This is a genomic window from Streptomyces sp. Y309, assembly GCF_056712025.1.
The window spans coordinates 4,627,978-4,651,612 of record NZ_CM160048.1 but is presented as its reverse complement, the minus strand read 5'-3'; the positions used below and the strand labels follow the sequence as shown (position 1 = coordinate 4,651,612).

The 23,635-nt window shown below is 70.3% G+C and carries 22 protein-coding genes, 2 tRNA genes and 1 pseudogene; 16 read left to right on the top strand and 9 right to left on the bottom strand.

Annotated features, from left to right (window positions below):
• Window positions 1–25: 25 nt before the first annotated feature.
• From recF to AC0KTA_RS18670, 6 genes are all read left to right on the top strand, one after another.
• The gene (gene recF, locus AC0KTA_RS18695) at window positions 26–1,150 is read left to right on the top strand and encodes a DNA replication/repair protein RecF (RefSeq protein ID WP_481056254.1); all 1,125 of its coding nucleotides are present in this window, start codon (window positions 26–28) and stop codon (window positions 1,148–1,150) included.
• Entirely contained in the window at window positions 1,147–1,791 is a 645-nt protein-coding gene (locus AC0KTA_RS18690) for a DciA family protein (protein ID WP_481056253.1), read from the top strand. The genes recF and AC0KTA_RS18690 overlap by 4 nt, the downstream gene beginning before the upstream one ends.
• Before the next feature lie 285 nt (window positions 1,792–2,076).
• Window positions 2,077–4,179 carry a DNA topoisomerase (ATP-hydrolyzing) subunit B gene (gyrB, locus tag AC0KTA_RS18685; RefSeq protein WP_481056252.1) on the top strand — a complete coding sequence of 701 codons (2,103 nt, stop codon included), beginning with the start codon at window positions 2,077–2,079 and terminating at the stop codon, window positions 4,177–4,179.
• 56 nt (window positions 4,180–4,235) lie between these two features.
• Window positions 4,236–6,827, top strand: coding sequence for a DNA gyrase subunit A (gene gyrA / locus AC0KTA_RS18680; RefSeq protein ID WP_481056251.1), 2,592 nt, complete (start codon window positions 4,236–4,238; stop codon window positions 6,825–6,827).
• A 15-nt stretch (window positions 6,828–6,842) separates the two neighbouring features.
• Window positions 6,843–7,574: a DUF3566 domain-containing protein gene (locus tag AC0KTA_RS18675; RefSeq protein WP_481056250.1), complete on the top strand. Its 732-nt coding sequence runs from the start codon at window positions 6,843–6,845 to the stop codon at window positions 7,572–7,574.
• A 166-nt stretch (window positions 7,575–7,740) separates the two neighbouring features.
• A tRNA-Ile gene (locus AC0KTA_RS18670) sits at window positions 7,741–7,814 on the top strand.
• Between the two features lie 229 nt (window positions 7,815–8,043).
• On the opposite strand, the gene AC0KTA_RS18665 is transcribed toward AC0KTA_RS18670, so the two are convergent.
• Window positions 8,044–8,388, bottom strand: coding sequence for a DUF6344 domain-containing protein (locus tag AC0KTA_RS18665; protein ID WP_481056249.1), 345 nt, complete (start codon window positions 8,386–8,388; stop codon window positions 8,044–8,046).
• A 336-nt stretch (window positions 8,389–8,724) separates the two neighbouring features.
• Here AC0KTA_RS18665 and AC0KTA_RS18660 point away from each other — a divergent pair, with 336 nt between their 5' ends.
• Together AC0KTA_RS18660 and AC0KTA_RS18655 are read left to right on the top strand one after the other, a co-directional pair.
• A complete protein-coding gene (locus AC0KTA_RS18660) occupies window positions 8,725–8,853 on the top strand; it encodes a DLW-39 family protein (protein WP_003999697.1) in 129 nt (42 codons plus the stop codon).
• A gap of 308 nt (window positions 8,854–9,161) precedes the next feature.
• Complete coding sequence (locus tag AC0KTA_RS18655; protein WP_481056248.1) at window positions 9,162–10,688, top strand: hypothetical protein; 1,527 nt, start codon at window positions 9,162–9,164, stop codon at window positions 10,686–10,688.
• A 136-nt stretch (window positions 10,689–10,824) separates the two neighbouring features.
• On the opposite strand, the gene AC0KTA_RS18650 is transcribed toward AC0KTA_RS18655, so the two are convergent.
• Together AC0KTA_RS18650 and AC0KTA_RS18645 are read right to left on the bottom strand one after the other, a co-directional pair.
• Window positions 10,825–12,609, bottom strand: coding sequence for a serine/threonine-protein kinase (locus tag AC0KTA_RS18650; RefSeq protein ID WP_481056247.1), 1,785 nt, complete (start codon window positions 12,607–12,609; stop codon window positions 10,825–10,827).
• A 52-nt stretch (window positions 12,610–12,661) separates the two neighbouring features.
• Complete coding sequence (locus tag AC0KTA_RS18645; protein WP_481056246.1) at window positions 12,662–13,210, bottom strand: helix-turn-helix domain-containing protein; 549 nt, start codon at window positions 13,208–13,210, stop codon at window positions 12,662–12,664.
• A 186-nt stretch (window positions 13,211–13,396) separates the two neighbouring features.
• Here AC0KTA_RS18645 and AC0KTA_RS18640 point away from each other — a divergent pair.
• Window positions 13,397–13,469 (top strand) — tRNA-Ala (locus AC0KTA_RS18640).
• A gap of 344 nt (window positions 13,470–13,813) precedes the next feature.
• Complete coding sequence (locus AC0KTA_RS18635) at window positions 13,814–13,954, top strand: hypothetical protein (RefSeq protein WP_481056245.1); 141 nt, start codon at window positions 13,814–13,816, stop codon at window positions 13,952–13,954.
• 347 nt (window positions 13,955–14,301) lie between these two features.
• Here the strand turns inward: AC0KTA_RS18635 and AC0KTA_RS18630 are convergent, their stop codons facing one another.
• Both AC0KTA_RS18630 and AC0KTA_RS18625 read right to left on the bottom strand, forming a co-directional pair.
• Complete coding sequence (locus tag AC0KTA_RS18630) at window positions 14,302–15,036, bottom strand: S1 family peptidase (RefSeq protein WP_481056244.1); 735 nt, start codon at window positions 15,034–15,036, stop codon at window positions 14,302–14,304.
• Between the two features lie 249 nt (window positions 15,037–15,285).
• Window positions 15,286–15,645, bottom strand: a complete 360-nt coding sequence (locus AC0KTA_RS18625; protein ID WP_481056470.1) for a rodlin — start codon at window positions 15,643–15,645, stop codon at window positions 15,286–15,288.
• On the opposite strand from AC0KTA_RS18625, the gene AC0KTA_RS18620 reads away from it, so the two are divergent.
• Entirely contained in the window at window positions 15,617–15,751 is a 135-nt protein-coding gene (locus AC0KTA_RS18620) for a hypothetical protein (protein ID WP_481056749.1), read from the top strand. The two genes, AC0KTA_RS18625 and AC0KTA_RS18620, sit on opposite strands and share 29 nt — an antisense overlap.
• A gap of 184 nt (window positions 15,752–15,935) precedes the next feature.
• On the opposite strand, the gene AC0KTA_RS18615 is transcribed toward AC0KTA_RS18620, so the two are convergent.
• Window positions 15,936–16,346, bottom strand: coding sequence for a rodlin (locus AC0KTA_RS18615; RefSeq protein WP_481056243.1), 411 nt, complete (start codon window positions 16,344–16,346; stop codon window positions 15,936–15,938).
• Between the two features lie 317 nt (window positions 16,347–16,663).
• Between AC0KTA_RS18615 and AC0KTA_RS18610 the strand changes: the two genes are divergently transcribed.
• The 3 genes and pseudogenes from AC0KTA_RS18610 to AC0KTA_RS18600 form a co-directional block, all read left to right on the top strand.
• Window positions 16,664–17,074: a rodlin gene (locus AC0KTA_RS18610; protein ID WP_481056242.1), complete on the top strand. Its 411-nt coding sequence runs from the start codon at window positions 16,664–16,666 to the stop codon at window positions 17,072–17,074.
• 267 nt (window positions 17,075–17,341) lie between these two features.
• On the top strand, window positions 17,342–17,575 hold the full coding sequence (locus AC0KTA_RS18605; RefSeq protein ID WP_481056241.1) for a chaplin: 234 nt from the start codon (window positions 17,342–17,344) through the stop codon (window positions 17,573–17,575).
• A gap of 122 nt (window positions 17,576–17,697) precedes the next feature.
• Window positions 17,698–17,844 (top strand): annotated as a pseudogene (locus AC0KTA_RS18600) (chaplin family protein); the annotation flags it as partial.
• Window positions 17,845–18,269: 425 nt separating this feature from the next.
• Here the strand turns inward: AC0KTA_RS18600 and AC0KTA_RS18595 are convergent.
• Window positions 18,270–18,527: a hypothetical protein gene (locus tag AC0KTA_RS18595; protein ID WP_481056748.1), complete on the bottom strand. Its 258-nt coding sequence runs from the start codon at window positions 18,525–18,527 to the stop codon at window positions 18,270–18,272.
• Window positions 18,528–18,759: 232 nt separating this feature from the next.
• Between AC0KTA_RS18595 and AC0KTA_RS18590 the strand changes: the two genes are divergently transcribed.
• Window positions 18,760–19,227 carry an LPXTG cell wall anchor domain-containing protein gene (locus AC0KTA_RS18590; protein ID WP_481056469.1) on the top strand — a complete coding sequence of 156 codons (468 nt, stop codon included), beginning with the start codon at window positions 18,760–18,762 and terminating at the stop codon, window positions 19,225–19,227.
• A 183-nt stretch (window positions 19,228–19,410) separates the two neighbouring features.
• Here AC0KTA_RS18590 and AC0KTA_RS18585 read toward each other — a convergent pair whose 3' ends face one another.
• Both AC0KTA_RS18585 and AC0KTA_RS18580 read right to left on the bottom strand, forming a co-directional pair.
• Window positions 19,411–20,676, bottom strand: coding sequence for an NAD(P)-binding domain-containing protein (locus AC0KTA_RS18585; RefSeq protein ID WP_481056240.1), 1,266 nt, complete (start codon window positions 20,674–20,676; stop codon window positions 19,411–19,413).
• Complete coding sequence (locus AC0KTA_RS18580; protein WP_481056239.1) at window positions 20,669–21,991, bottom strand: carboxylate--amine ligase; 1,323 nt, start codon at window positions 21,989–21,991, stop codon at window positions 20,669–20,671. Before AC0KTA_RS18580 ends, AC0KTA_RS18585 begins: the two co-directional genes overlap by 8 nt.
• Window positions 21,992–22,308: 317 nt before the next feature.
• Between AC0KTA_RS18580 and AC0KTA_RS18575 the strand changes: the two genes are divergently transcribed.
• Window positions 22,309–23,583 carry a glycoside hydrolase family 26 protein gene (locus AC0KTA_RS18575; protein ID WP_481056468.1) on the top strand — a complete coding sequence of 425 codons (1,275 nt, stop codon included), beginning with the start codon at window positions 22,309–22,311 and terminating at the stop codon, window positions 23,581–23,583.
• The last annotated feature ends 52 nt before the right edge of the window (window positions 23,584–23,635 follow it).

Below are 23,635 nucleotides of genomic sequence, written 5' to 3'. Positions count from 1 at the left end.
AGGCCGGGGGAGGTCGGCGCACACCATGCACGTCACGCATCTGTCGCTGGCCGACTTCCGCTCGTACGCCCGGGTCGAGGTCCCGCTCGACCCGGGCGTCACCGCGTTCGTGGGCCCGAACGGGCAGGGCAAGACCAACCTCGTCGAGGCCGTCGGCTATCTCGCCACCCTCGGCAGCCACCGGGTCTCCTCGGACGCGCCGCTGGTCCGCATGGGCGCCGACCGCGCCGTCATCCGGGCCGCCGTCCGCCAGGGCGAGCGCGAGCAGCTCATCGAGCTGGAGCTGAACCCCGGCAAGGCGAACCGCGCCCGCATCAACCGGTCCTCGCAGGTCAAGCCCCGTGACGTACTCGGCATCGTGCGCACCGTCCTGTTCGCGCCCGAGGACCTGGCGCTCGTCAAGGGCGACCCCGGGGAGCGGCGGCGGTTCCTCGACGAGCTGATCACCGCGCGCTCGCCGCGCATGGCGGGAGTGCGCTCCGACTACGACCGCGTCCTCAAGCAGCGCAACACGCTCCTGAAGTCGGCTGCCCTCGCGCGCCGGCACGGCGGCCGCTCCATGGACCTGTCCACGCTCGACGTGTGGGACCAGCACCTCGCCCGTGCGGGCGCCGAGCTGCTCGCCCAGCGGCTCGACCTGATCGCCGCGCTGCAGCCGCTGGCCGACAAGGCGTACGAGCAGCTCGCCCCCGGCGGCGGCCCCCTCGCGCTCGACTACAAGCCGTCCGCGCCGGAAATCGTCGGCCACGCGCGCGAGGAGCTGTGCGAGCAGTTGCTCGCCGCCCTCGGGGAGGCCCGCAAGCAGGAGATCGAGCGGGGCGTGACGCTGGTGGGGCCGCACAGGGACGAACTGCTGCTCAAACTTGGCCAGCTGCCCGCGAAGGGCTACGCGAGCCACGGGGAGTCCTGGTCGTTCGCGCTCGCGCTGCGCCTCGCCTCGTACGACCTGCTCCGCGCGGAGGGCAATGAGCCGGTGCTCGTCCTCGATGACGTCTTCGCCGAGCTGGACACCCGCCGCCGGGAACGGCTCGCGGAGCTGGTGGCCCCGGGCGAGCAGGTCCTCGTGACTGCGGCGGTGGACGACGACGTGCCGAGCGTGCTGTCGGGCGTGCGGTACTCGGTGGCCGAGGGCGCGGTGGAGCGCGTATGACCGCCGGTGGGCCGCGGCCGCGCGGCGACGGCGAACTGCCCGGCACCGCCGGAACCGGCAGCACCGGAACCGGCAGTACAGGCGGCCCCGGCCCCGACGGGCCCCCGGACACCCCCGGCGCCCCCGAGTCCCCCAAACCCCCCGAGCCCTCCGGCGTGGACCTCGCCCGCGTCGCCCTGCGCGCCGCGAAAGAGCAGGCACGCGCGCGTGGCGACGCGACCAGGCAGAAGAAGCAGGCCCGGCGCGGCGGCCTGCGCTCCGGCGCGCGGGCGGACGGGCGCGACCCGCTGCCGCTCGGCTCCGCCATCAACCGGCTGATCACCGAGCGCGGCTGGGAGACCCCGGCCGCCGTGGGCGGCGTGATGGGCCGCTGGCCGCAGATCGTCGGCGACGACTTGGCCAAGCACTGCGTGCCGCAGCGGTACGACGAGAACGAGCGGATCCTGACCGTGCAGTGCGACTCCACGGCCTGGGCCACACAGCTGCGCCTGATGGCTCCGCAGCTCGTCGCGCGCCTCAACGAGGACCTGGGCCACGGCACCGTACGCATCATCAAGGTCCTCGGTCCGGGCGGCCCCGCGCGCCGCTTCGGACCCCTGCGCGCCCCTGGTAGCACGGGTCCCGGCGACACCTACGGATGACCTGATCCGGACCGTAGCTGGCGGTTGACCTCCCGAAGCGCTGAGTGCCGCTGTGAGCCTCTGGGACCCCGGGGCCGCATATGGGGAGTCGGCTGAGCCCGGTTCAGGGCGGCACATGAGGACTCAGGTACCGGCAAACCCCCATCACTGTCGGCGCTACCGGTAGACTGGAGACGAATCCCGCCCCAGGTGTGGGGAGCAACGGGAGAAGCTGAGCAAGAGCTGAACCAGGCTTACCAACGCAACACGCCGCAGCCGCTCCGGCCAGCGCCGGGAGCTTGGCTTGTGCTGTGCCAGAAAGGGCGCTTCGTGGCCGATTCCGGCAACCCCAACGAGAACATCCCGTCCACTGCCGCCGGCGACCCCGGCGAAGTACCCCCGCAGGCGCCCGACGCCTCCGGTGAGGTGACTTCGTTGTACGACGCCAGCGCCATCACCGTCCTCGAGGGTCTGGACGCGGTCCGCAAGCGGCCCGGCATGTACATCGGCTCGACCGGTGAGCGTGGTCTGCATCACTTGGTGCAGGAAGTCGTCGACAACTCCGTCGACGAGGCCATGGCCGGGCACGCGGACACCATCGACGTGACGATCCTGGCGGACGGCGGCGTGCGCGTCGTCGACAACGGCCGCGGCATCCCGGTGGGCATCCACCCCGTCGAGAAGAAGCCGGCCGTCGAGGTCGTGCTGACTGTGCTGCACGCGGGCGGCAAGTTCGGCGGCGGGGGGTACGCAGTCTCCGGCGGTCTGCACGGTGTGGGTGTCTCCGTGGTGAACGCGCTCTCCACCAAGCTCTCCGTCGACATCAAGACCGACGGCTATCGCTGGACGCAGGACTACAAGGGCGGTGCCCCCACGGCGCCCCTCGAGCGGCACGAGGCCACCGAGGAGACGGGCACGTCCGTCACCTTCTGGGCCGACGGCGACATCTTCGAGACGACCGAGTACTCCTTCGAGACGCTGTCGCGGCGCTTCCAGGAGATGGCGTTCCTCAACAAGGGCCTGACGATCAAGCTCACCGACGAGCGCGAGTCGGCCAAGGCCACGGTGGGCGCCGACTCCACCGAGGCCACCGACGACACCGTCGAAGAGGTCCGCACGGTCACGTACCACTACGAAGGCGGCATCGTCGACTTCGTGACGTACCTCAACTCCCGCAAGGGCGAGGTCATCCACCCGACCGTCATCGACATCGAGGCCGAGGACAAGGAGCGCATGCTCTCGGTCGAGATCGCGATGCAGTGGAACTCTCAGTACAGCGAAGGCGTTTACTCCTTTGCCAACACCATCCACACGCACGAGGGCGGCACCCACGAAGAGGGCTTCCGCGCCGCGATGACCGGCCTGGTCAACCGGTACGCACGCGACAAGAAGCTGCTCCGCGAGAAGGACGACAACCTCACGGGTGAGGACATCCGCGAGGGTCTGACCGCGATCATCTCGATCAAGCTCGGCGAGCCGCAGTTCGAGGGTCAGACCAAGACGAAGCTGGGCAACACGGAGGCGAAGACCTTCGTCCAGAAGGTGGTGCACGAGCACCTGACGGACTGGTTCGACCGCAATCCGAACGAGGCCGCGGACATCATCCGCAAGGGCATCCAGGCCGCGACCGCGCGCGTGGCCGCCCGCAAGGCGCGCGACCTCACCCGCCGCAAGGGCCTCCTGGAGACCGCCTCCCTGCCGGGCAAGCTCTCCGACTGCCAGTCGAACGACCCGACGAAGTGCGAGATCTTCATCGTCGAGGGTGACTCCGCCGGCGGCTCCGCCAAGTCCGGCCGGAACCCGGAGTACCAGGCCATCCTGCCCATCCGAGGCAAGATCCTGAACGTCGAGAAGGCCCGCGTCGACAAGATCCTGCAGAACCAGGAGATCCAGGCGCTGATCTCGGCCTTCGGCACCGGAGTCCACGAGGACTTCGACATCGAGAAGCTCCGGTATCACAAGATCATCCTGATGGCGGACGCCGACGTCGACGGCCAGCACATCAACACCCTGCTGCTGACGTTCCTGTTCCGCTTCATGCGGCCGCTCGTCGAGGCCGGACACGTGTATCTGTCCCGCCCGCCGCTGTACAAGATCAAGTGGACCAAGGACGACTTCCAGTACGCGTACTCGGACCGCGAGCGCGACGCGCTGCTCGAGCTCGGCCGCCAGGCTGGCAAGCGCATCCGCGAGGACTCGGTCCAGCGCTTCAAGGGTCTCGGCGAGATGAACGCCGAGGAGCTGCGCATCACGACCATGGACCAGGAGCACCGCGTGCTCGGCCTGGTCACCCTCGACGACGCCGCCCAGGCCGACGACCTCTTCTCGGTCCTCATGGGCGAGGACGTCGAGGCGCGCCGCTCGTTCATCCAGCGCAACGCCAAGGACGTCCGCTTCCTCGACATCTGAGCCGGTCAGGCGCCCCGACGGCTGCTGACTGACGTACGAAAGGATCTTGACCGGCCATGGCCGACGAGAACAACCCCATCACCACCGAGGACGTCGAGGACCAGACGCTGCGCATCGAGCCCGTCGGGCTCGAGACGGAGATGCAGCGCTCGTACCTGGACTACGCGATGTCCGTCATCGTGTCCCGCGCGCTGCCCGACGTCCGCGACGGCCTCAAGCCCGTCCACCGCCGCGTCCTGTACGCGATGTACGACGGCGGATACCGCCCCGAGAAGGGCTTCTACAAGTGCGCCCGCGTCGTCGGCGACGTCATGGGCAACTACCACCCGCACGGCGACTCCTCGATCTACGACGCCCTGGTCCGCCTCGCGCAGCCGTGGTCGATGCGCATGCCGCTGGTGGACTCCAACGGAAACTTCGGCTCTCCGGGCAACGACCCCGCGGCCGCCATGCGCTACACCGAGTGCAAGATGGCGCCGCTGTCCATGGAGATGGTCCGGGACATCGACGAGGAGACCGTCGACTTCACGGACAACTACGACGGCCGCTCCCAGGAACCCACGGTCCTGCCGTCCCGCTTCCCGAACCTGCTGATCAACGGCTCTGCGGGCATCGCGGTCGGCATGGCGACCAACATCCCGCCGCACAACCTGCGCGAGGTCGCCGCGGGCGCGCAGTGGGCGCTAGAGCACCCCGAGGCCTCGCACGAGGAGCTGCTCGACGCTCTCATCGCGCGCATCAAGGGCCCGGACTTCCCGACCGGCGCCCTGGTCGTCGGCCGCAAGGGCATCGAAGAGGCGTACCGCACGGGCCGCGGCTCCATCACGATGCGCGCGGTCGTCGAGGTCGAGGAGATCCAGAACCGCCAGTGCCTGGTGGTCACCGAGCTGCCCTACCAGGTCAACCCGGACAATCTCGCACAGAAGATTGCCGACCTGGTCAAGGACGGCAAGGTCGGCGGCATCGCCGACGTGCGCGACGAGACGTCGTCCCGTACCGGCCAGCGACTCGTCATCGTGCTCAAGCGCGACGCCGTCGCCAAGGTCGTACTGAACAACCTCTACAAGCACACGGACCTGCAGACGAACTTCGGCGCCAACATGCTGGCGCTCGTCGACGGAGTGCCGCGCACGCTCTCCCTCGACGCGTTCATCCGCCACTGGGTCACCCACCAGATCGAAGTCATCGTCCGGCGCACCAAGTTCCGGCTGCGCAAGGCCGAGGAGCGCGCGCACATCCTGCGCGGTCTGCTCAAGGCCCTGGACGCCATCGACGAGGTCATCGCGCTCATCCGGCGCAGCGACACGGTCGATATCGCGCGCGAGGGCCTGATGGGCCTCCTGGAGATCGACGAGATCCAGGCCAACGCCATCCTGGAGATGCAGCTCCGCCGGCTCGCCCACCTGGAGCGCCAGAAGATCGTCGACGAGCACGACGACCTCCAGGCGAAGATCAACGAGTACAACGCGATCCTGGCCTCCCCCGAGAAGCAGCGCGGGATCGTCAGCCAGGAACTGACGGCGATCGTCGACAAGTTCGGCGAGGACCGCCGCTCCGCGCTGGTGCCCTTCGACGGTGACATGTCCATCGAGGACCTGATCGCCGAAGAGGACATCGTCGTCACCATCACGCGCGGCGGCTACATCAAGCGCACCAAGACGGAGGACTACCGCTCGCAGAAGCGCGGCGGCAAGGGCGTGCGTGGCACGAAGCTGAAGCAGGACGACATCGTCGACCACTTCTTCGTGTCGACGACGCACCACTGGCTGCTGTTCTTCACGAACAAGGGCCGCGTCTACCGCGCGAAGGCGTACGAACTGCCCGACGCCGGCCGCGAGGCCCGCGGCCAGCACGTGGCGAACCTGCTCGCCTTCCAGCCGGACGAGCAGATCGCCGAGATCCTCGCGATCCGTGACTACGAGGCGGCGCCCTACCTGGTCCTCGCCACGAAGGCGGGTCTGGTCAAGAAGACGCCTCTGAAGGATTACGATTCGCCCCGCTCCGGCGGCGTCATCGCGATCAATCTGCGCGAGACGGACGACGGCGCGGACGACGAACTGATCGGCGCCGAGCTGGTGTCGGCCGCGGACGATCTGCTTCTGATCAGCAAGAAGGCCCAGTCGATCCGCTTCACGGCGACCGACGACGCGCTGCGCCCGATGGGCCGCGCGACCTCCGGCGTCAAGGGCATGAGCTTCCGCGACAGCGATCAGTTGCTCTCGATGAATGTGGTCCGGCCCGGTACGTTCGTGTTCACCGCCACCGATGGTGGGTACGCGAAGCGGACCGCCGTCGACGAATACCGCGTCCAGGGCCGCGGCGGCCTCGGCATCAAGGCCGCCAAGATCGTGGAGGACCGCGGCGAGCTCGTCGGCGCGCTGGTGGTCGAGGAGACCGACGAGATCCTCGCCATCACCTTGTCCGGCGGTGTGATTCGCACGCGAGTCAACGAGGTCAGGGAGACGGGCCGTGACACCATGGGCGTCCAACTGATCAACCTGGGCAAGCGCGATGCCGTGGTCGGTATCGCTCGGAACGCCGAGGCCGGGCGCGAGGCCGAGGAAGTCGACGGAGGGCTTGTCGACGAATCGACCGACGGCGAACCGGCCGTCGGTACGGACGAGGGCACGGAGTCCCCGGCCGAGTAGCGCGAGGAGAGAGTCGTGAGTGGAGCCACGGGCGCCGGATCCGCCGGGACGAGTGGAACCGGCACAGAAGGTGCCCGTGGCTCCGCCACCGACGCACCCGACTCGCATGAGTCTCATGGATCCCAGGGGGGGACTGTGACGGACACCCGAGGCCGAGCGGGTACGGGGACGGGTACGGACACCGAGGGCGGCGCCTCCGGGGCGTTGCCGGGGGACGGGCGCTCCGGGGCGCTGCCGGGAGAAGGCCTCTCCGGGGCGCTTCCGGGCGAGCGGCAGCCCCAGCAGAACAGCCAGCCGTACCACCCGCCGCAGGCGTATCAGGCGGCGCCCGCTGGCGCCGTCCGGCGCCCCCGCACCGGGGCGCGCACCACCCCGCGCACGCGCAAGGCGAGGCTGCGGGTGGCCAAGGCCGACCCCTGGTCGGTGATGAAGGTCAGCTTCCTGCTCTCCATCGCGCTCGGCATCTGCACCATCGTCGCGGCGGCCGTGCTGTGGATGGTCATGGACGCGATGGGCGTCTTCTCCACGGTCGGCGGCACGATCTCCGAGGCCACGGGCTCGAACGAGTCCAACGGCTTCGACCTGCAGGCGTTCCTCTCGCTGCCGCGCGTGCTGATGTTCACGACGATCATCGCGGTCATCGACGTCGTCCTCGCGACGGCACTCGCGACGCTCGGCGCCTTCATCTACAACCTCTCGGCGGGCTTTGTCGGGGGCATTGAGCTGACGCTGGCCGAGGACGAGTAGCGAAAGGCCGACGGGGGCGTGGGGGGCGTCAGGGGACGCCCCTGAGGACGCCCCTGAGGACGCGCCGGGGCCCGCGTGGACCCTCGGGAACTATCGATTTTGGGACTGGCCCGGACGTGCGCTAATCTTCAGTGGTCAGCGCGCGGGGCGACCCGAGAAGCGCGGCGGGGCTATAGCTCAGTTGGTTAGAGCGCATCCCTGATAAGGATGAGGTCCCTGGTTCAAATCCAGGTAGCCCCACAGCGGCTTAACGCCAGGTCAGAAGCCCTGTAGATCCCCAGGATCTACAGGGCTTCTGCGTGTATTGATCTTGTTACCCCGCTACTACCCCATACCCCCTCCCAGGGGTCGCTCAGCGGCCTTGCAGGAACCGGCGGGCGCGGCAGCGAGAAGACCCCCAGCCTGTGTCGGCCGGGGGTCTTCTCGATGAGTGCCGTTCTGCAGTGCCGCTCGACGGGCTCCGTGACGACTACGGCTCCGCGGCGAGCCGTTCCGCCGTGGGCCGCTGGTCGTCGTCGTCCTGGGCTTCCGTCTCCGTCGACGGCAGGTGGCGGCAGCTCGGGGTGGCGCCGTGGGCCTCGGCGCGGATGCGTTGCTTCATCGTGGGCGGCAAGGACCGTTCGTACGCCGCCGCCCACAGGGCCGCCAGCGGGGCCGTCGGGCTCGCGGTGCTCGTGCACGTGGCCGACGCGTTCGCGGCCTGCTGTACCGGGGCGGCCGCCGTGGCGGCCGAGGTGAGGCCGAGGGTCGCGAACAGCGCGAGCACGGCGGTGACGATCGTGGTCCACAGCTTCATGGCCTTGGTGGCGGTCATGGCCCCTCACATTCAGGTTGGGCGATTTGCGTACTTTCCTCATGATGTGTATGTGGAGCCGGAAGTGCGGGACCGACGCTCCCGCCGCGTGGATGTTCCGATGAACACCACCCGGATGGATGCAAGTGCCCCGAGAAGCCCAGGAAACAGGGCAAGGGCGGCGAACATCACAGTGGGCGGGGAGTAGGCGGAGCGATGTGATCCGCTTCTACTGCGGTGTTCGGTCCGGGAGTTGGAGCCCGGCGTCGGGCCGATCCAGGTCACCGATCGGTATCGGTCGGTGTGTATAGTCGGGCGCCAGAAGTCCCCTACGTCAAGGAAAGACGAGGTCGCGCGGTGAAGAAGCTTCTCCTGGTCGCACTGGCCGCCATCGGCGGGCTCCTCGTGTACCGCCAGATCCAGGCGGATCGCGCCGAGCAGGATCTGTGGACGGAGGCGACTGACTCCGTGCCCACGGGTTCGTGAGTATCGACAGCAGTCTCGTCACGGGGCCCCGGTCGCTGGAGCGGTCGGGGCCCCGTGCTGTCCCGGGGGCCTTTTGTCCCGCTTCTTCTGCCGGGTCGCGTCCCCACGCGCGCGTGCCTGCTTCGTCGTGGCCCTCTTCTGCCGGTATCAGTTCGGCCGGTTCTGCCGGGTGGCGGGGAGTCCCCGCTGGGTGTACGGAATCTTCCGGTGGAGCGCGCCTCCTTCTGTGGTGAGGGCGGACCGCCTCTTTTCGGTGTGACCGTCACGGCGTCACTCCTTTGGTTCACTTGCGCAATTTCATTCCTTGCTTGAGCAAATCGGTGGAGGGTGAGGTGCAGAGCGGCGTGGGCGTGATGCGGCGGGTGCGGGCGGTGGGCGTGCTGGTGGCGCTGTGCGCGATGGCCCTGCTGCCGGACGGGGCGGGCGCTCGGCCGGGGAACGCCGTGGCGGCGGCCCGTCCTGGGCATGGCGTCGTCGCTGAGACGCCGAATCCGTACGCCTTCGCCGAGGACGCCAAGGCGGTCGACGGGGCGACGAGTACGGCCGGGAGCCGGATGCTGGTGCCCGGGGCGACGTACCGGAGCTCGATCGGGCATCCCGAGGCTGGGGCCTCGTCCGGTACGGGGGCTTCCAGCGCCAGGTCTTCCGGTACGGGGGCTTCCGGTACGGGGAGCGAGCTGTACTACCGGCTCGAACTCGGTGCTCGGGACAATGTGTACGTCTCCGTGACCGCGTTGCCCGCTCTCGGCAGCCGCGTCGCCTTCGCCGACGGCATCGAGGTGTCCGTGCAGGACGCCGACGGCTTCGCCTGTGACTTCGAGTCGACGCGTTTCGGCGCCTCGCAGAGCCCGCGGCCGCTCACCGCGTCGGCGATGCGGAAGCTGGCGCCGGACGAGCGGAGGTGCCAGGCGGCCGGCACGTACTACGTAGTCGTGGAGCGGACCACCAACTCCAGGTCGCCGGTGTCGTCCGCCACGGAAAAACCGTCCTCTACGGAGGACTGGGACATGGAGCTGTACGTCGCCTCGGAGCCCTCCTTGGCGAAGGCGGGGCCGACGACTCCGCCGCAGGACACGGACTCCGACACCGACTCGGCGACGCCTCTCCCGCCGGCCGGACGGCCGCTCCCGCGCGCGGGAGGCAGCAGTTTCGGCACGGCCAGGGCCTTGGGCAAGGGCGTGTGGAGCGACCGGGTCAAGACGGGGCAGACGCGCTACTACCGCGTGCCCGTCGACTGGGGCCAGCGGTTGTCCGCCACCCTGGAGATCGGCAGTGGTTCGCGGAGCGGCGATTACGTGACGCCCGCGCTGGTCGTGGAGTTGTTCAACCCGGTGCGCGGGCCGGTGGAGAACGCCGACACCGCGTACGACGGCCGGCAGCGGACGACCAGGCTGCCGACGCTGGCGCCGGTCGCGTACGAGAACCGCTTCGCGCCCCTAGAGCGGGTCTCCGAGATGCGGTTCGCCGGGTGGTACTACCTCGCCGTGCACCTGGACCCGGACGTCGGCACGCGGTTCGGGCAGGACACGATCGGCCTGACGCTGCGGGTGGACGTCGCCGGTGAGCGGCGGGCGGGGCCCGCGTACGCCGGGACGGCGCGCCCCGCTGACGGCTTCGGTGTCACGGAACGCGACGAGGCCGCGGCACGGAACGGGGCGGGCGGCTCCGCCGGTAGCGGGTCGGGGCCGGGATCGCCCGGTGAGGCTGCCGCTTCCGGCGGCGGCGCGGCCATGAAGGTGCTGGCGGCGGCGGGGATCGGTACGGGGACGGTGCTGGTCGCGGTCCTTGGGGTGTGGCGGGTTATGGCGCGGCGGAGGATGGTTCGGGCCGGTTGATCCGGTTGATCCGGTTGATCCGGCTGATTCGGTTGATTCGGTTGATTCGATTGCGCCGGTTGCTGCGGTGCCTGTGGTTGCTGCGGTTGATCCGGTTGGGGCGGTGCGGTCCGCCGTTCCCTCGAGGTCCGGTTCCTCAGATGCGAGTGAGGGCCCAGAAGCCCACCGCGAAACAGGCCAGCGCGGCCAGCAGCATCGGCAGGGCCACCTTCGCGGGCGGCCCGGGGCGCGGAGAGCGCACGGCGGCACGGGCGGCGGGGCCGGCGGCGTGGCGGCGCTGGGGCCGGGCGTGAGGCTGAAGTTCCGGAAGAGGTCCCGGAATTGAGGTGCCGTGAGGTGGAACCTGTTGGGGCTGAGCGGTGTATGGAGAAGTAGAGGCGTAAGCGTGCTGCGCGGCGGGAGCTGCGGAGCGGGAGGGGGTGGATTCGGGGCTGGGAGTGGAGGCGGCCGTGGAGGTGGGGGTCTGCGGCGGGCCTGTGGGGGTCGGGGCTGGAGTTGGTGTGGGCGTGGGGGTTGGCGTGGGTGCCGGTGCCGCAGGCGGTGTGGGTGCCGGGGTGGGAGGTGTTGCCGGGCTCGGGGCTGGGGCCGGAACCGGGGTCGGTGTGGGGGGAGTGGGCGGTTGTGCGGGCTGCGGGGGCGGCGTATGCGGGGGCGCGACCGGTGGGGGCAGGTGGAAGCTGCCGGTCTCCGACATCGGGGGATGCGCGGGGATCGACGGCGGTCGTACGGGATAGGGGGTGCCGGACGAGTCGGGCTGGGCCTGGGCCGAGGGCGTGTGCGGTCCCGGGTGCGCCGGGGGCGAGGGTGTGGGCTGTCCCGGGTGGGCCGGGGGCGAGGGTGTGGGCTGTCCCGGGTGGGCGTGGGATGCCGCGGAGCCTGCCGTGGGCGGGTGGGACGGCGGCGGCTGGATGGGAGGCGGTTGCCGGACGGAGGGTGGCTGCTGGAGGGAGCTTGGTTGCTGGAGAGCCGATGGTTGCCGGAGAGACGGCGGTTGCTGGGCCGGGGGTGGTTGTCGGACCGGGGGTGGTTGTGGTGCGCGGGTGAGGGGGCCGTCGGGGCCGAACCCCGTGGGGAGCGGGCCGAGTTGGTCGAAGATCTCGACGAGCTCGTCGTCGGGCCCGGGCTCGGGCAGCATCTCGGCGGCGGAGGCCAGGGCCTTGCGCGCCCCCGTGGCGGTACGGAACCGCGCCTGCGGGTCGGGCTGCAGCAGGGTGGCGATGACCTGCCACAGCGGCTCGGGCACACCGCGGGGCGCCCCCGGAGTGCCGTGGGCGGCGAAGTGCTCGATGAGGGCCTTGGCGTCGGGCTTGGCGCCCTGTAGGAGATACAGCGCGACAAGCCCGACGGCGAAGAGGTCGGCGGTGAAGTCCGGTTCGGCGCCCATCATTTGCTCGGGCGCGAAGTATCCGGGGGTGCCCACCACATAGTCCGTCTCGGTCAGCCGTGGCTCGCCCTTGCGCATGGAGATGCCGAAGTCCGACAGGCGCAGGTGCGGCCGCCCCGTTCCGGTGGCCTCGAGGAGAATGTTGGCGGGCTTGATGTCACGGTGCACGACTCCCTCGGCGTGCACCGCCGCCAGACCGGCGAGGAGCTGGTCGAGCAGGGTGCAGGAGAAGTGGGCCGGCAGCGGTCCGTAGTCACCGATGACGTGGGCGAGGGAGCCGCCGGTGACCAGGTCCATGGTGAAGAGGACCTGGTCGTCGTCGGCGGCCCAGCTCGCGGGGGCGAGGACGTGCGGATGGTCGATCCGCAGCGCCTGCTCCCGCACGAAGCGCAACAGAGTGTGAGCGTCGCGCTGCTGAAGGACCTTGGCGGCCACATATCTGCGCCGGCGATGGTCCCAGGCACGCCATACGGCGCCCACTCCCCCGCGTCCGACCGGGTCGACGAGTTCGTACCGGCCGGCGAAGACCTCACCCATGGTCGTGCCCCGCTCCCCTTCCGGGCCGCCCGGCAGCGGCCCGGCCGACGGCTCAGCTCTGGTGCGCCTCGTAGTGGGCGACGGCGTCCGCGGTGCGGCCCGCTCCGTACACCCGGAGGAACTCTGCCAGCTCCGGGTGGGTCGGGGCGAGCGTGTCCGCGGCATCGATGATGTCGCCCGCCGCCGCGACGGAACGCAGCAGCGACTGGATCTCACGCACCACGCGTTTCACGGTGGGCGCGCCCGAACTCGTGGTCGTCTGGCTCGTGTTGGTCAGTACGGAACCCCCCTGGGACTTCTTGATCTCGTCCATGCGGTCCGTGGCCTCGGCGGCGCTCACGCTGCCGTCCGCGACCTGTCCCGCCAGCTCCTGCAGGAGCTGGACGCGCTGGACGACGGCCGGATTGCCGATCTTGGCGCGCTGCCCGCTCATCAGCTGCGACAGCATGGGTGCGGACAGTCCGAGCACCCCGGCGAGCCGGGCCTGGTTCAGGCCCAGATCGTCGATGAGGCGACGGAAGAGTGCCCCCAGCGGTTCCCCGTACCAATTCCGCTGGAGCTCCCGTGCTCTTGCTGTTGATTCTTGTTGTGCAGCGTCCATGTTGCGTCTCCCCATCGCTTCCCCATAGGACCGCGGTTCGCTGCCGCGAACCACGTCGAGCATCTTACGGAGAGTGGTCGCGCACGGGGACCCCCAATCCTTTTGCGAGATCCGGGGGGTGACCCGGTACTCTGGTCTGCGACGCCCGCCGAGGCGTGATTTTTTCGCACCGGCGCAGGCGGCCACGGGGCCTTAGCTCAGTTGGTAGAGCGCTGTCTTTGCATGGCAGATGTCAGGGGTTCGACTCCCCTAGGCTCCACAGCCCGAGAGCCCCTCTGACCTGCGGAAACGCGGTTGGAGGGGCTCTCTGTGTATTGCCGATGGGCACAGAGTGGGCACACCGCCTCGACTGCCGTCTTGATCATGGCCTGCGTCGAGGGGAAGCAGCGCAAGGACGAGGCGATCACTTACGTCGTGCGCTGGCGTGCCGGCGAAGCCCGTAACGGGAAGAGGGCGTCGGAGAGCTTCGACAACCCCAGGACGGCCGAGCGCTTCCGCGACCTCGTGAAGGGCCACGAACCCGTGCGCGTACACCCGGCTTCCCCGCGTGGACGGCGACGAGGTCGAAGAGGAGGTGACCTTCCTCGAACGCGAGGAGTTCGGGTGGATCTTGGCGTACAGCCGTACCCGGGCGCCCCGAAGACGAAGAAGAGCCGCCGCACGGTGGTGGTCGACGAGGGGTTCTGCCAGAAGCTCAAGGGCAGGGTGCAGGGGAACGCCGCGAAGGATCTGCCGACCGTTTAACGAGTTCCGCCCTGGCGGCACCACCGAGGCACACGTTCGCGGAATCAACAAAGCTGCCGTGCGAAGGGCGTGCGCCGAGGCGTGTGCAAACGCCGTCGTGGTGTGTTCGCGGAACCCCTACCTCGGCGGTTCCGTGGGGTCGGACGCATGACCGACGTGCTGCTGGTCCACCCTGTGCATGGCATCCACCCAGATCGCCGCCTCGCCGTTTGTGTGAGCTGCCACGGCTGTCTCATCAACGGATGGACTCCGTCGTGCCTGGAGGGAAGGACGCCCGCCACGTCCTTCACCGTCGGCCTCGATGACGCGGCGCCGGTGCCATGCCGGCGAAGCGTGCCGTGTCGGCGCTAGCGCCGAATGACTGAGCGAATCCAGGAGAGTTGCTGGGACACTTCCCCGGCCTCGGCGCTCTTCTCCCGGTCGGAGCCGTTGAAGACGCCGACGAGGGTTTCGGTGCCGCGCGGGCCGACGGTCATCACCGGGCCTCCGGAGTCGCCCCCGGCGGGAATCCCGGACACCTTCTTCATACAGAAGTCGGGGCCGCCCGGTGCGGTGTGCCCCGCGCACAGGGGGTCGTTGGGCCGTACGACCTTCAGGTCCGACTGCTTGAGGACGCGAGACTGGCAGGCGCTCTCGTCCCTGGTACAGGTGGCGCCCCACCCGTACTGCCGTACGGCCTGGCCGCGGTGGACGCCGACCGTGGCCAGGCGCGCCGTGCGGACATTCATCGGCGGGACCTTGACCAGCATCATGTCGGCGTGCGCGCTGCCTACGCGCTTGCGGGGTATGGGGCGGACCGTGGTGCCTCTGCGCATGTCGAGATTGCCCACCCGGAAGGAGATCCGCTTGTCGGCGACCGGTCGTGCCTGCTCGTAGAAGCAGTGTGAGGCGGTGAGGATCCACTGCCGGGCGACCGCTGTCCCGGTGCACGCCGGTTTGCCGTCAACGAGCATGCGTACCGCCCATGGACCGTAGGTGCTCTTTGACCCGCCGATGACGGCGGAGGCCGGAGCGGACGACATCACCGAGCCCGCGACCAGCACCAGGGCAGTGAGCAGCAGTACACGAAAACGACGCACCATGCAGAACAACTCCTCTCAGAGGGGTACAGCCGTACAGGCAGTGAGAGACCCTGCTGAGCAAAAGCGTTCCGTACGAGTCCCGCGACATCAGGGCCGTATAGGGCACAGGAAGATCACCGCGTCAGCGGAACGCGCGGTCGACGGCTGTGGGCGATCACAAAGCGGGCGCACACGCGAGGTGGCCGCCACGGATGTCGTGGCGGCCACCTGGTGCGGTTCCGACGGGGGCGCGGGAGGGCCCCCGGTGGATCAGTGGTTGTTGACGCCGTTGCCGGACAGCAGCGGGATGTCGCTGAGGATGTGCGACAGGGGCTCGTCGCCCTTGGCCTGCGTGGAGTTCTCGGTGCACTGCTGGTTCTGCGGGGCCGAGAGGATCGGGATGTCCTGTACGGCGATGTTGAGGAGGCCGACGAGGGAGCCGATGTTGGCCTTGAGCGGCAGGCCGATGCAGGGCTTGTTCAGGGAGCCCTGGATGAGGGACATCTGCGGGCTCATGTTGCCGTGCGTGGAGGAGTTGCCGAACGACTGCTGCGCGCCGTTTCCGCTGGTCGACGTCGTGCCCGAGTCATCGCCGATGGCCATGGCCGTCGGCATCGTGACGACAGTCATCCCGACTGCGGATGCGGCGATCGCGGCCGTTGCCAACATCTTCTTCATGGTGATGGATTCCCTTCGGAGACAGGCTCCGCTGCGGAGCCGCGTGGTGATCAACTGAGTGCTGGACCTGTGGTTTCGGCGATTGGCTCGGTCAGCGGATTAATGTGCTGAGCCCAGAAGCGGAAAAGCAGCCCTTGTGCGCAAGGTCAAGGGAAGTCGGTCCGGCGGCCGGGCAAAGGACCGAAACCGAAAACAGCGGGCCGCCGAGGAGAGGTGGCGGCCCGCTGGCTGGTTGGCCGGTGTCAGTGGTTCTTGACTCCGTTTCCGGAGAGCACCGGGATGTCGCTGAGGATGTGCGACAGCGGTTCGTCGCCCTTGGCCTGCGTGGAGTTCTCGGTGCACTGCTGGTTCTGCGGGGCCGAGAGGATCGGGATGTCCTGTACGGCGATGTTGAGGAGGCCGACGAGGGAGCCGATGTTGGCCTTGACCGGCAGGCCGATACACGGCTTGTTCAGGGATCCCTGAATGAGCGCCATCTGCGGGCTCATGTTTCCGTACGTGGCGGAGTTTCCGTACGACTGCATGGCGGCGTTGCCGCTCGCGGTCGTGGTGCCGTCGTCGTTGCCGATGGCGGACGCCGTGGGAGCCGCGGCCGCCGACGCACCGACGACGGAAGCCGTGACCGCGGCCGCGGTCATAACCTTCTTGAGCACAGCACTTCCCTTCTGGATATGAACCCCGTCCCTGGAGCACCCTGAGCAACTGTGCTTTCGGTACGGAGTTGCTGCCGTTCACTCCGATGGCCCATGTGCGGGCGTGTCAGGGGCCCCTTTCGGCCTCTTCATACGCGGTGATGTGCGGATAATCCGATCGTTCCGCGTGACGGTGTGCGACAGCATTCCATGAATGCGTCGGATCGCCGCCGGGTCGGGGAAAGGATCCGATGGAGTGAATGAGCGGAACCAAACGTCCGAAGGTGAGTTGAGCAGCCCGCAGTAACCTGTGCGTCTGCCCAGAAAAGGAACAGCAAATGCTCAAGAAGGCAATGGCAGCGGCTGCGGTCGCAGTCTCGGTCGCCGGTATGTCAGCCACCGCCGCTCCTGCCGCGATGGCCATCGGCGACGACGGTGGCACCACGTCGGCGAGCGGCAACGGCGCCAAGCAGTCGTTCGGAAATTCCTCCACGCACGGCAACATGAGCCCGCAGCTGTCTCTGGTCCAGGGCTCCCTGAACAAGCCGTGCATCGGCCTTCCGGTCAAGGCCAATATCGGCTCCCTCGTCGGTCTCATCAACATTGCCGTCCAGGACATCCCGATCCTCTCGGCCCCGCAGAACCAGCAGTGCACCGAGAACTCGACGCAGGCCAAGGGCGACGAGCCGCTGTCGCACATTCTCAGCGACATCCCGGTGCTGTCCGGCAACGGCGAGCACAACGGCTGATCCTCCGACGCCGCAGCGACCGCCCGGGCCGCCCCGTCTCCTTCGAGCGGGGCGGCCCGCGCGGCTTTCGCGGTAATTCGCCGACTTCGATCCGGCGTCCAATAAATATGTAGAAAGCATTCGAGTGAACTTACGAATGCCGGGGCTGCGCCGGTTTCTTCTGCTCTTATTGTTCGTTGGTCAGGACTCAGGTCGCGGTGCGGGTGAAGATGCTGCCCGCCCGGCTCCCACCGCCGTTAAGGCGCGACCCGATAGAAGGGAAAAGCTGTGAAGCTCAAGAAGAGCGCAACCGTCATCGCCGGTGCCGTACTGGCACTGAGCTGCGGCGCCCCGGCATTCGCCGACGCAGGTGCCCAGGGTGCGGCCGCCCACTCTCCGGGCGTCCTCTCCGGCAACGTCATTCAGGTTCCCGTCCACGTTCCCGTCAACGTGTGCGGCAACACCGTCGACATCATCGCGCTGCTGAACCCGACGTTCGGCAACCACTGCGTCAACGACTGACGTAGAGACTCAGCCGCCCAGGCTGTGTTTCCGCCGGCCTTGGCAGTCCCCGGGGCCCCAAGGCCGGCTTTTCTTTCGCTCAGAGGAAGACCAGTAGATTGCGACAGGCCCTCACCAAAGGGGTGCTTTCGGCGGCGGCCGCCACGAGCATCCTGTCCCTGCCCGGCCAGTCCGCGCTCGCCGCCGATGCACACGGACAGGCCACGGGCTCGCCCGGCATCTTGTCGGGCAACAATGTGCAGGCACCGGTGGAGGTGCCGGTCAACGCCTGCGGCAACTCCGTGAACGGGGTGGCCGCCGCCAACCCGTCGATGGGCAACTCGTGTGCGCACGCCCACTCGCCGTCCGCCGAGTGGGCGGAGGAGTATGCGGCGGCCGCGGCGGCCGCGGAGCGTATGGCTGCGGCGCAGTCCGCGCCCATGGCGGGGCCGGGGCCTGCGCCGACGCCTGCCCCGGCGCCGGTGCCCGCTCCCGCCCCGAGGCCGGAGCCCGCACCGGAGCCCGCTCCGAAGCGTGCGGCTGAGCCGAAGCCTGCGCCTGCCCCCAAGCCTGCTCCGGCGCCGAAGCCCGCGCCGAAGGCGGAGCCTGTCCGGGAGCGTGTGGTTGAGCCGAAGCCGGAGCCGAAGGCTGCTCCCGTGCCTAAGCCTGCCTCCAAGCCCGCTCTCGCGACGAAGCCGAAGCCGAAGCCCGAGACTCAGTCGAAGCCCGCGCCAAAGCATGCGGCCGTGACGAAGTCGAAGCCTGCTCCGAAGCATGCGGCTGCGCCGAAGCCGAAGCCGAAGCCGAAGCCGAAGAGTGCGGAGCCGAAGGCCGCTCCTGTGCCGAAGCCGGAACCGAAGCCGGAGTCGAAAGCCGCTCCTGTGCCGAAGCCGAAGGCTGCACCTGCGCCGAAGTCCGCGCCGAAGCCGGAGTCGAAGCCCGCGCCGAAGCCGAAGCACGCTGCCGCGCCCAAGCCCGCCTCCAAGCCCGCTCCCGCCCCCAAGCCGGAGCCCGCCCCGAAGCGTGCGGCCGCGCCCAAGCCTGCCTCCGCCCCGAAGCCCGCGGCCAAGTCGGCCCCCGCCCCGAAGCCCGCCCCCGCCCGGAAGCCCGCGCCCAAGCCTGCCCCTGCTCCTGCCCCTAAGCCCGCGCCCAAGCCCGCGGCCCCGGACCGGGCGGACAGTGGCAGCCGCCACGATGCGCCGGGTGTGCTGGCACCGCTCGTACCGAACAAGCCCGTCCCGCACCAGAATCCGGTACGGCCCGAGCGTCCGGTGAAGCAGGCCGCGCCCCCCGCGCGTCCCGTGAAGCAGAACACCCGGCCCGAGCAGCCGGTGGAGCAGGGCACGCGGCCCGCGCGTCCGGCGGAGCAGCCCGCGCGGACCGCGCGTCCGGCCGAGGAAGCCCAGCGGCAACAGCGCCCCATGGAGCAGGCCGCGGCGCCCGAGTCGTCCCGCATCCCGCGCACCGTGCCGAGGGCGGCGGAGTTCCTCAAGGCCGCCGCGACCGGCAGGTCGGTGGCCCGGGCCGCGGCGCCCGAGCGGGTCGAGGGGAGCAGCCAGCTCGCCGCGACGGGCATGGAGCAGAACGCGCTCGCGGCCGCGGCCGCCGGTGCCGGGCTGCTGGTCGGCGGGGCACTCCTCTACCGGCGCGGACGCGGACGCCGCGCCGCCTGAGCCCGCCCTGCGCCCCGGGGGCCCCGCCCGGCGCCCGGGAACTACGAGGACGCCCCGCGCGAGCACGTGACGGACAAGAGCACGTGACGCAGAGGACAGGGCAGGACGGGACGAGCCGGTTGCGGCCCGTCCCGTCAGTGCGTGGGGCGGCAGTTGGTGGGCGTCCCGTCAGTGCGTGAGGCGTCAGTTTGTGGGCATCCCGCTGCCGTGGGGCGACTCCTCCGTCCGGCGGGCGAGCGGCATCGCGCCCGACCGCCGCACCCCCGCCACCAGCCGCGCCGCCGTGAACCCCGCGCCCTGGACGAAGCGCATCGCGGGTCCGAAGCTCGACGCGGTGGGCAGCCCGGCGAGGAACAAGCCGGGGCAGGAGGTCTCGAACCCGCCGTCCACGTACGGGGATCCGTCGGCGAGCGTGCGCAGGCGGTTCCGTACGGCAGGGTCGAGTACGCCGATCCGGTGGGTCCGGGCGCGGAAGCCGGTGGCCGCGAGGACGTGGTCCGTCTCGAAGACCGCGGTGCCGTCCGGGCCGTGGGCGGTCAGCCGCACCCGGCCGCCGGTGAGCCGCGCCGCCGCGATCCGGTGGCCGGTGACGACCTCGATCCCGCCGGTTCCCCCGTCCACTGCTGCCGCTACGCGGTCCCGCACCCACCACGCCCCCGCCGGGCCCAGTGCCGTCGCGCAGACCCGGGCGCGCACCGGCTCCGGGAGGCGGCGGAAGAGGCCGGGGCGCTCGGCGTAGAACCAGTTGCGCCAGCCGCAGCCGAGGCCGCTGTGCGGGGCGCGTACCGACTGCCACCACGGGCGCCGCCAGGCGGGCGGCAGGGTGTTCCAGCGCACGTGCGGGGCGCGGGCCAGGAGGCGTACGCGGGTGCCCTGTTCGGCGAGGAGCGCCGCGGTCTCCAGGGCCGCCTGGCCCGCGCCGAGCACGGTGACGTGCTTGTCGCGCAGGGGGCGCAGGTCGGCGTGGTCGCTGCTGTGCGAGACGTACGCGGGACCCAAGTCCCGTACCACCGAGGGGACTTCCGCGAACGGCAGGACGCCGACGGCGAGTGCCGCCGTGCGGCCGTGGAAGGTCTCGCCGTCGGCGGTCGTGACGGCGAAGCCGTCCGGCGCGGGCCGGACGGACCGGATCAGGCGCTCGTCGACCGGCGGGGCGGCGTGCGCGGCGAACCACAGGCCGTACGCGGCGAATTGCTCGACGGGCAGCGGCACCCCGTGCTCCGCCCGCAGCCCCTCGCGGGCGCAGTACGCGGCGAGGCCGAACCGGCCGCCGGGGTCGGAGAGGTCGGACGCCCACGGCTCGGACTTCAGGAACATGCCGCGCGGCATGTGCTCGCGCCAGGAGGCCATGGGACGGCCGAAGACGCGTACGTCGAGGCCCGCCGCCGCGGCGTGTGCGGCGATCGACAGGCCGTAGGGGCCCGCACCCACGATCAGCAGGTCATGCATCGGTGACCGCCCGTTCTGTGTTCGTTGTGCCGGACAGAGTCGTGCCGGACAGGGGCGTGCCGGACAGGACGGCGGGAGTTGTCTCCCGCGCCCTGGTGGACAGCGTCAGGAGGGTGTTCTGTACGCCGCGGGCGAGGCGCGCGCGGGCGCGCCGCAGGACGTGCCCGCGCCACCGGCGCCACAACTCCGCGGCCGGGGCCGGGTCGTCGGGGTCGTGCCAGGCGAACTCCGGTGGAGGTGCGGACCGTTCTGCACGCCAGGTGCGCAGGGCGGTCAGCGGCGCGTGGTTCTCCACCACGAAGGCGCGGCCCGGCAGCGGGACCGGTGCGGGCAGCGGGCGGTGCGTCAGGTCCAGGTGTGCGGCGCGCACCACGTCCGTGCCCGCGCCGTCCGCGAACAGCCGGAACTGGGCGCCGGGGCGGGGGTTGAAGTCGAGCAGGTGGTACGTGCCCGTGCGCGGGTCGCGGCGGAAGTCCAGGTCGAAGGCGCCGCGGTAGTCGAGCGCCGCGAGCAGCCGCCGGGCCAGCGCCCACAGTTCCGCGTTGTCCGCCCACTCGCCGACGGCGGTCGGCCCGGCGGCGCGGGGCCGGGCCCGGCGTTTGCGGCCCGTGCCGCCGCCGAGCACCGCGCCGTCGCGGGCGACGTACCCGTGGACGAACCAGTCGGCGTCGCGGCCGCCGGGGACGTACGCCTGGAGGAGGAGGCGGCTGCCGGCGTCCGGTGTGCGTTCGTGGAGGGCCGCGGCCTCGCGCGGGGAGCGGACGAGGACGGCGCTGCGCAGTCCGCCCTCGCGCGGCAGCAGCCAGGGGCGGCTCCACTTCGCCACCACCGGGGCGCCCAGGGCGAGGACCGCGGCGGCCGCCTCGGCGGGGGACGCGGGTGCCACCGTCGGCGGATGCGCCACGCCGAGCCGCCCGCAGAGCCCGGCCAGCGTGGCCTTGTCGGCGAGGCGGCCGGGCAGGCCGGGGGCGGGCCGGGGCAGCAGATAGCGGTCCGTGAGCGCCTCGCGCACGGCGCCCACGGCGAGGGTGCCCGCGTCGTCCAGGGGGATCAGGACGGCCGGGCGGCCGACCCGCGCGGACACCCGAAGGAGCGCCGCGCGGACCTCCTGGGGCGGGGCCGTGACCGGGGGCGGCGGGTGCAACTGGTGCAGATGGCGGGAGTGGCCGACCGGGCCGTGCTCGTCGTCGGCCACCAGGTGGACCTGCACCCCCGCACGGCCCAGGGAACGTACCGCGCCCAGCGTTCCGTGCGGAAAGGGATTCCGGTCGAGCCGCAGCAGGACCGCGGGAACGCAGGTGTCCAGGGAAAGCACGGAATGCGTGGAAGGCACAGGATGCGCGGAATGCAAGGTCGCCCTTTACTGGTCGCTCGCCCAATAGGGGCGATGTGCGGTCGCGGAGGATTAGGGACTCGATTGGCGTAAAAGAAATACATATGACGGAACGTCAGAGATGGCGTCAGCTAGGTGCGGCCGGTCCACGAGGAGCAGTCATGACCCCACGGCATCGCCAGTGCAGCGCATGCCAGTGCAGCGAATGTCCGGGCCGACGACGAGAAAGACAACGGCGACGGCAGGCACGGCAGGCACGACAGCCACGACACGGGTGGTCCGGTCGGCGTGGAAAGCGGCTGGCTTTCCTCGCTGCGGGAATCATCGCGTCGACGGCCGTCGTGGCGGTGCCCGGACACACCGCGGGCGCGGCCCCGCGCGCGGGGGATCCGACACCGGCCCCGGTGCCGTCCGCCCCGCCGGTCCCGTCCCCGCCGCCGGTCCCGGCTGTCCCGTCCACTCCGCCCATTCCGCCCGCCCCGTCCCCGAGCCCCGAGCCGCCGGCCGACGCGCACCCGCCCGTCCCGGACGCCCCGCACGTCCCGGCCATCGGCGCCTACCTCGACTACGGGCCCCTCGGCGTCGACCGCATGGCCGAGCTGAGCAAGTGGCTGGGCGGGACCGAGCTGCGGGTCGGGCACACGTACCTGCCGGGTGACCAGTGGAGCAACATCGAGGGCGCGCCGCGCTTCCTCGAGAGCTGGGCCGCCTGGCGCAAGGCCAAGGACGACCGGCTGTTCGTCCTGAACGTGCCGATGCTGGAGCGCAACGAGGAGGGCGTGAGCGACTGGGAGGTGCGCGCGCTGCTGCGGCAGGGCGCGGCCGGCGACTTCGACGAACACTTCCGCGTCCTCGCCAAGCGGCTCGTCGCCCTCGGCGTGCCGGACACGGTGGTCGTGCCCGGGTGGGAGATGAACGGCACGACGTACACCCATCGTTGCGGTCCGGACCCGGAGGCCTGGAAGACGTACTGGAAACGGATCGTCACCGTGATGCGTTCGGTTCCGGGGCAGAAATTCAAGTTCGACTTCACGCCGAATCGGGGGCGGGACGCCATTCCCTGGACGCGGTGCTATCCGGGCGACGACGTGGTCGACATCATCGGCATGGATTCCTACGACCAGCCGAACGGGATGACGTTCGACCAGCAGGTGAGTGAGGAGTACGGGCTCCAGCATCACGTCGATTTCGCGAAGGCCCACAAGAAGCCGATCTCGTATCCCGAATGGGGGCTCTTCCGCAACGGCGACAACGACGAGTACATGCGCCGGATGCTGAAGTGGATGGGCGAGCACAAGCCGCTGTACAACACGCTCACCGACTACTGCCCGCACGGCGTGTGGCAGTGCAAGGACAACCCGAAGTCCACGAAGGCCTACCGCGAGGCGCTCTTCGGGCTGCCGGTGAACCCGACGCCGAAGCCGACGCCGAAGCCGACGCCGAAGCCGACGGAGCCCGTGCGGCCGCCGCACTGCTCGCCGCTGGACCTGGGCGACTGGGTCGAGTACTGGCTGGGCGGGAAGCTGTGCGTGCGGTTCGACTGGTGGGAGCGGCGGGAGCGGCCGCGTAGTTGAGGTGCGGGGCCGTGCGGGGCCGGGTGCGCGTGCGGCGGCTTTGGCTGTGGTG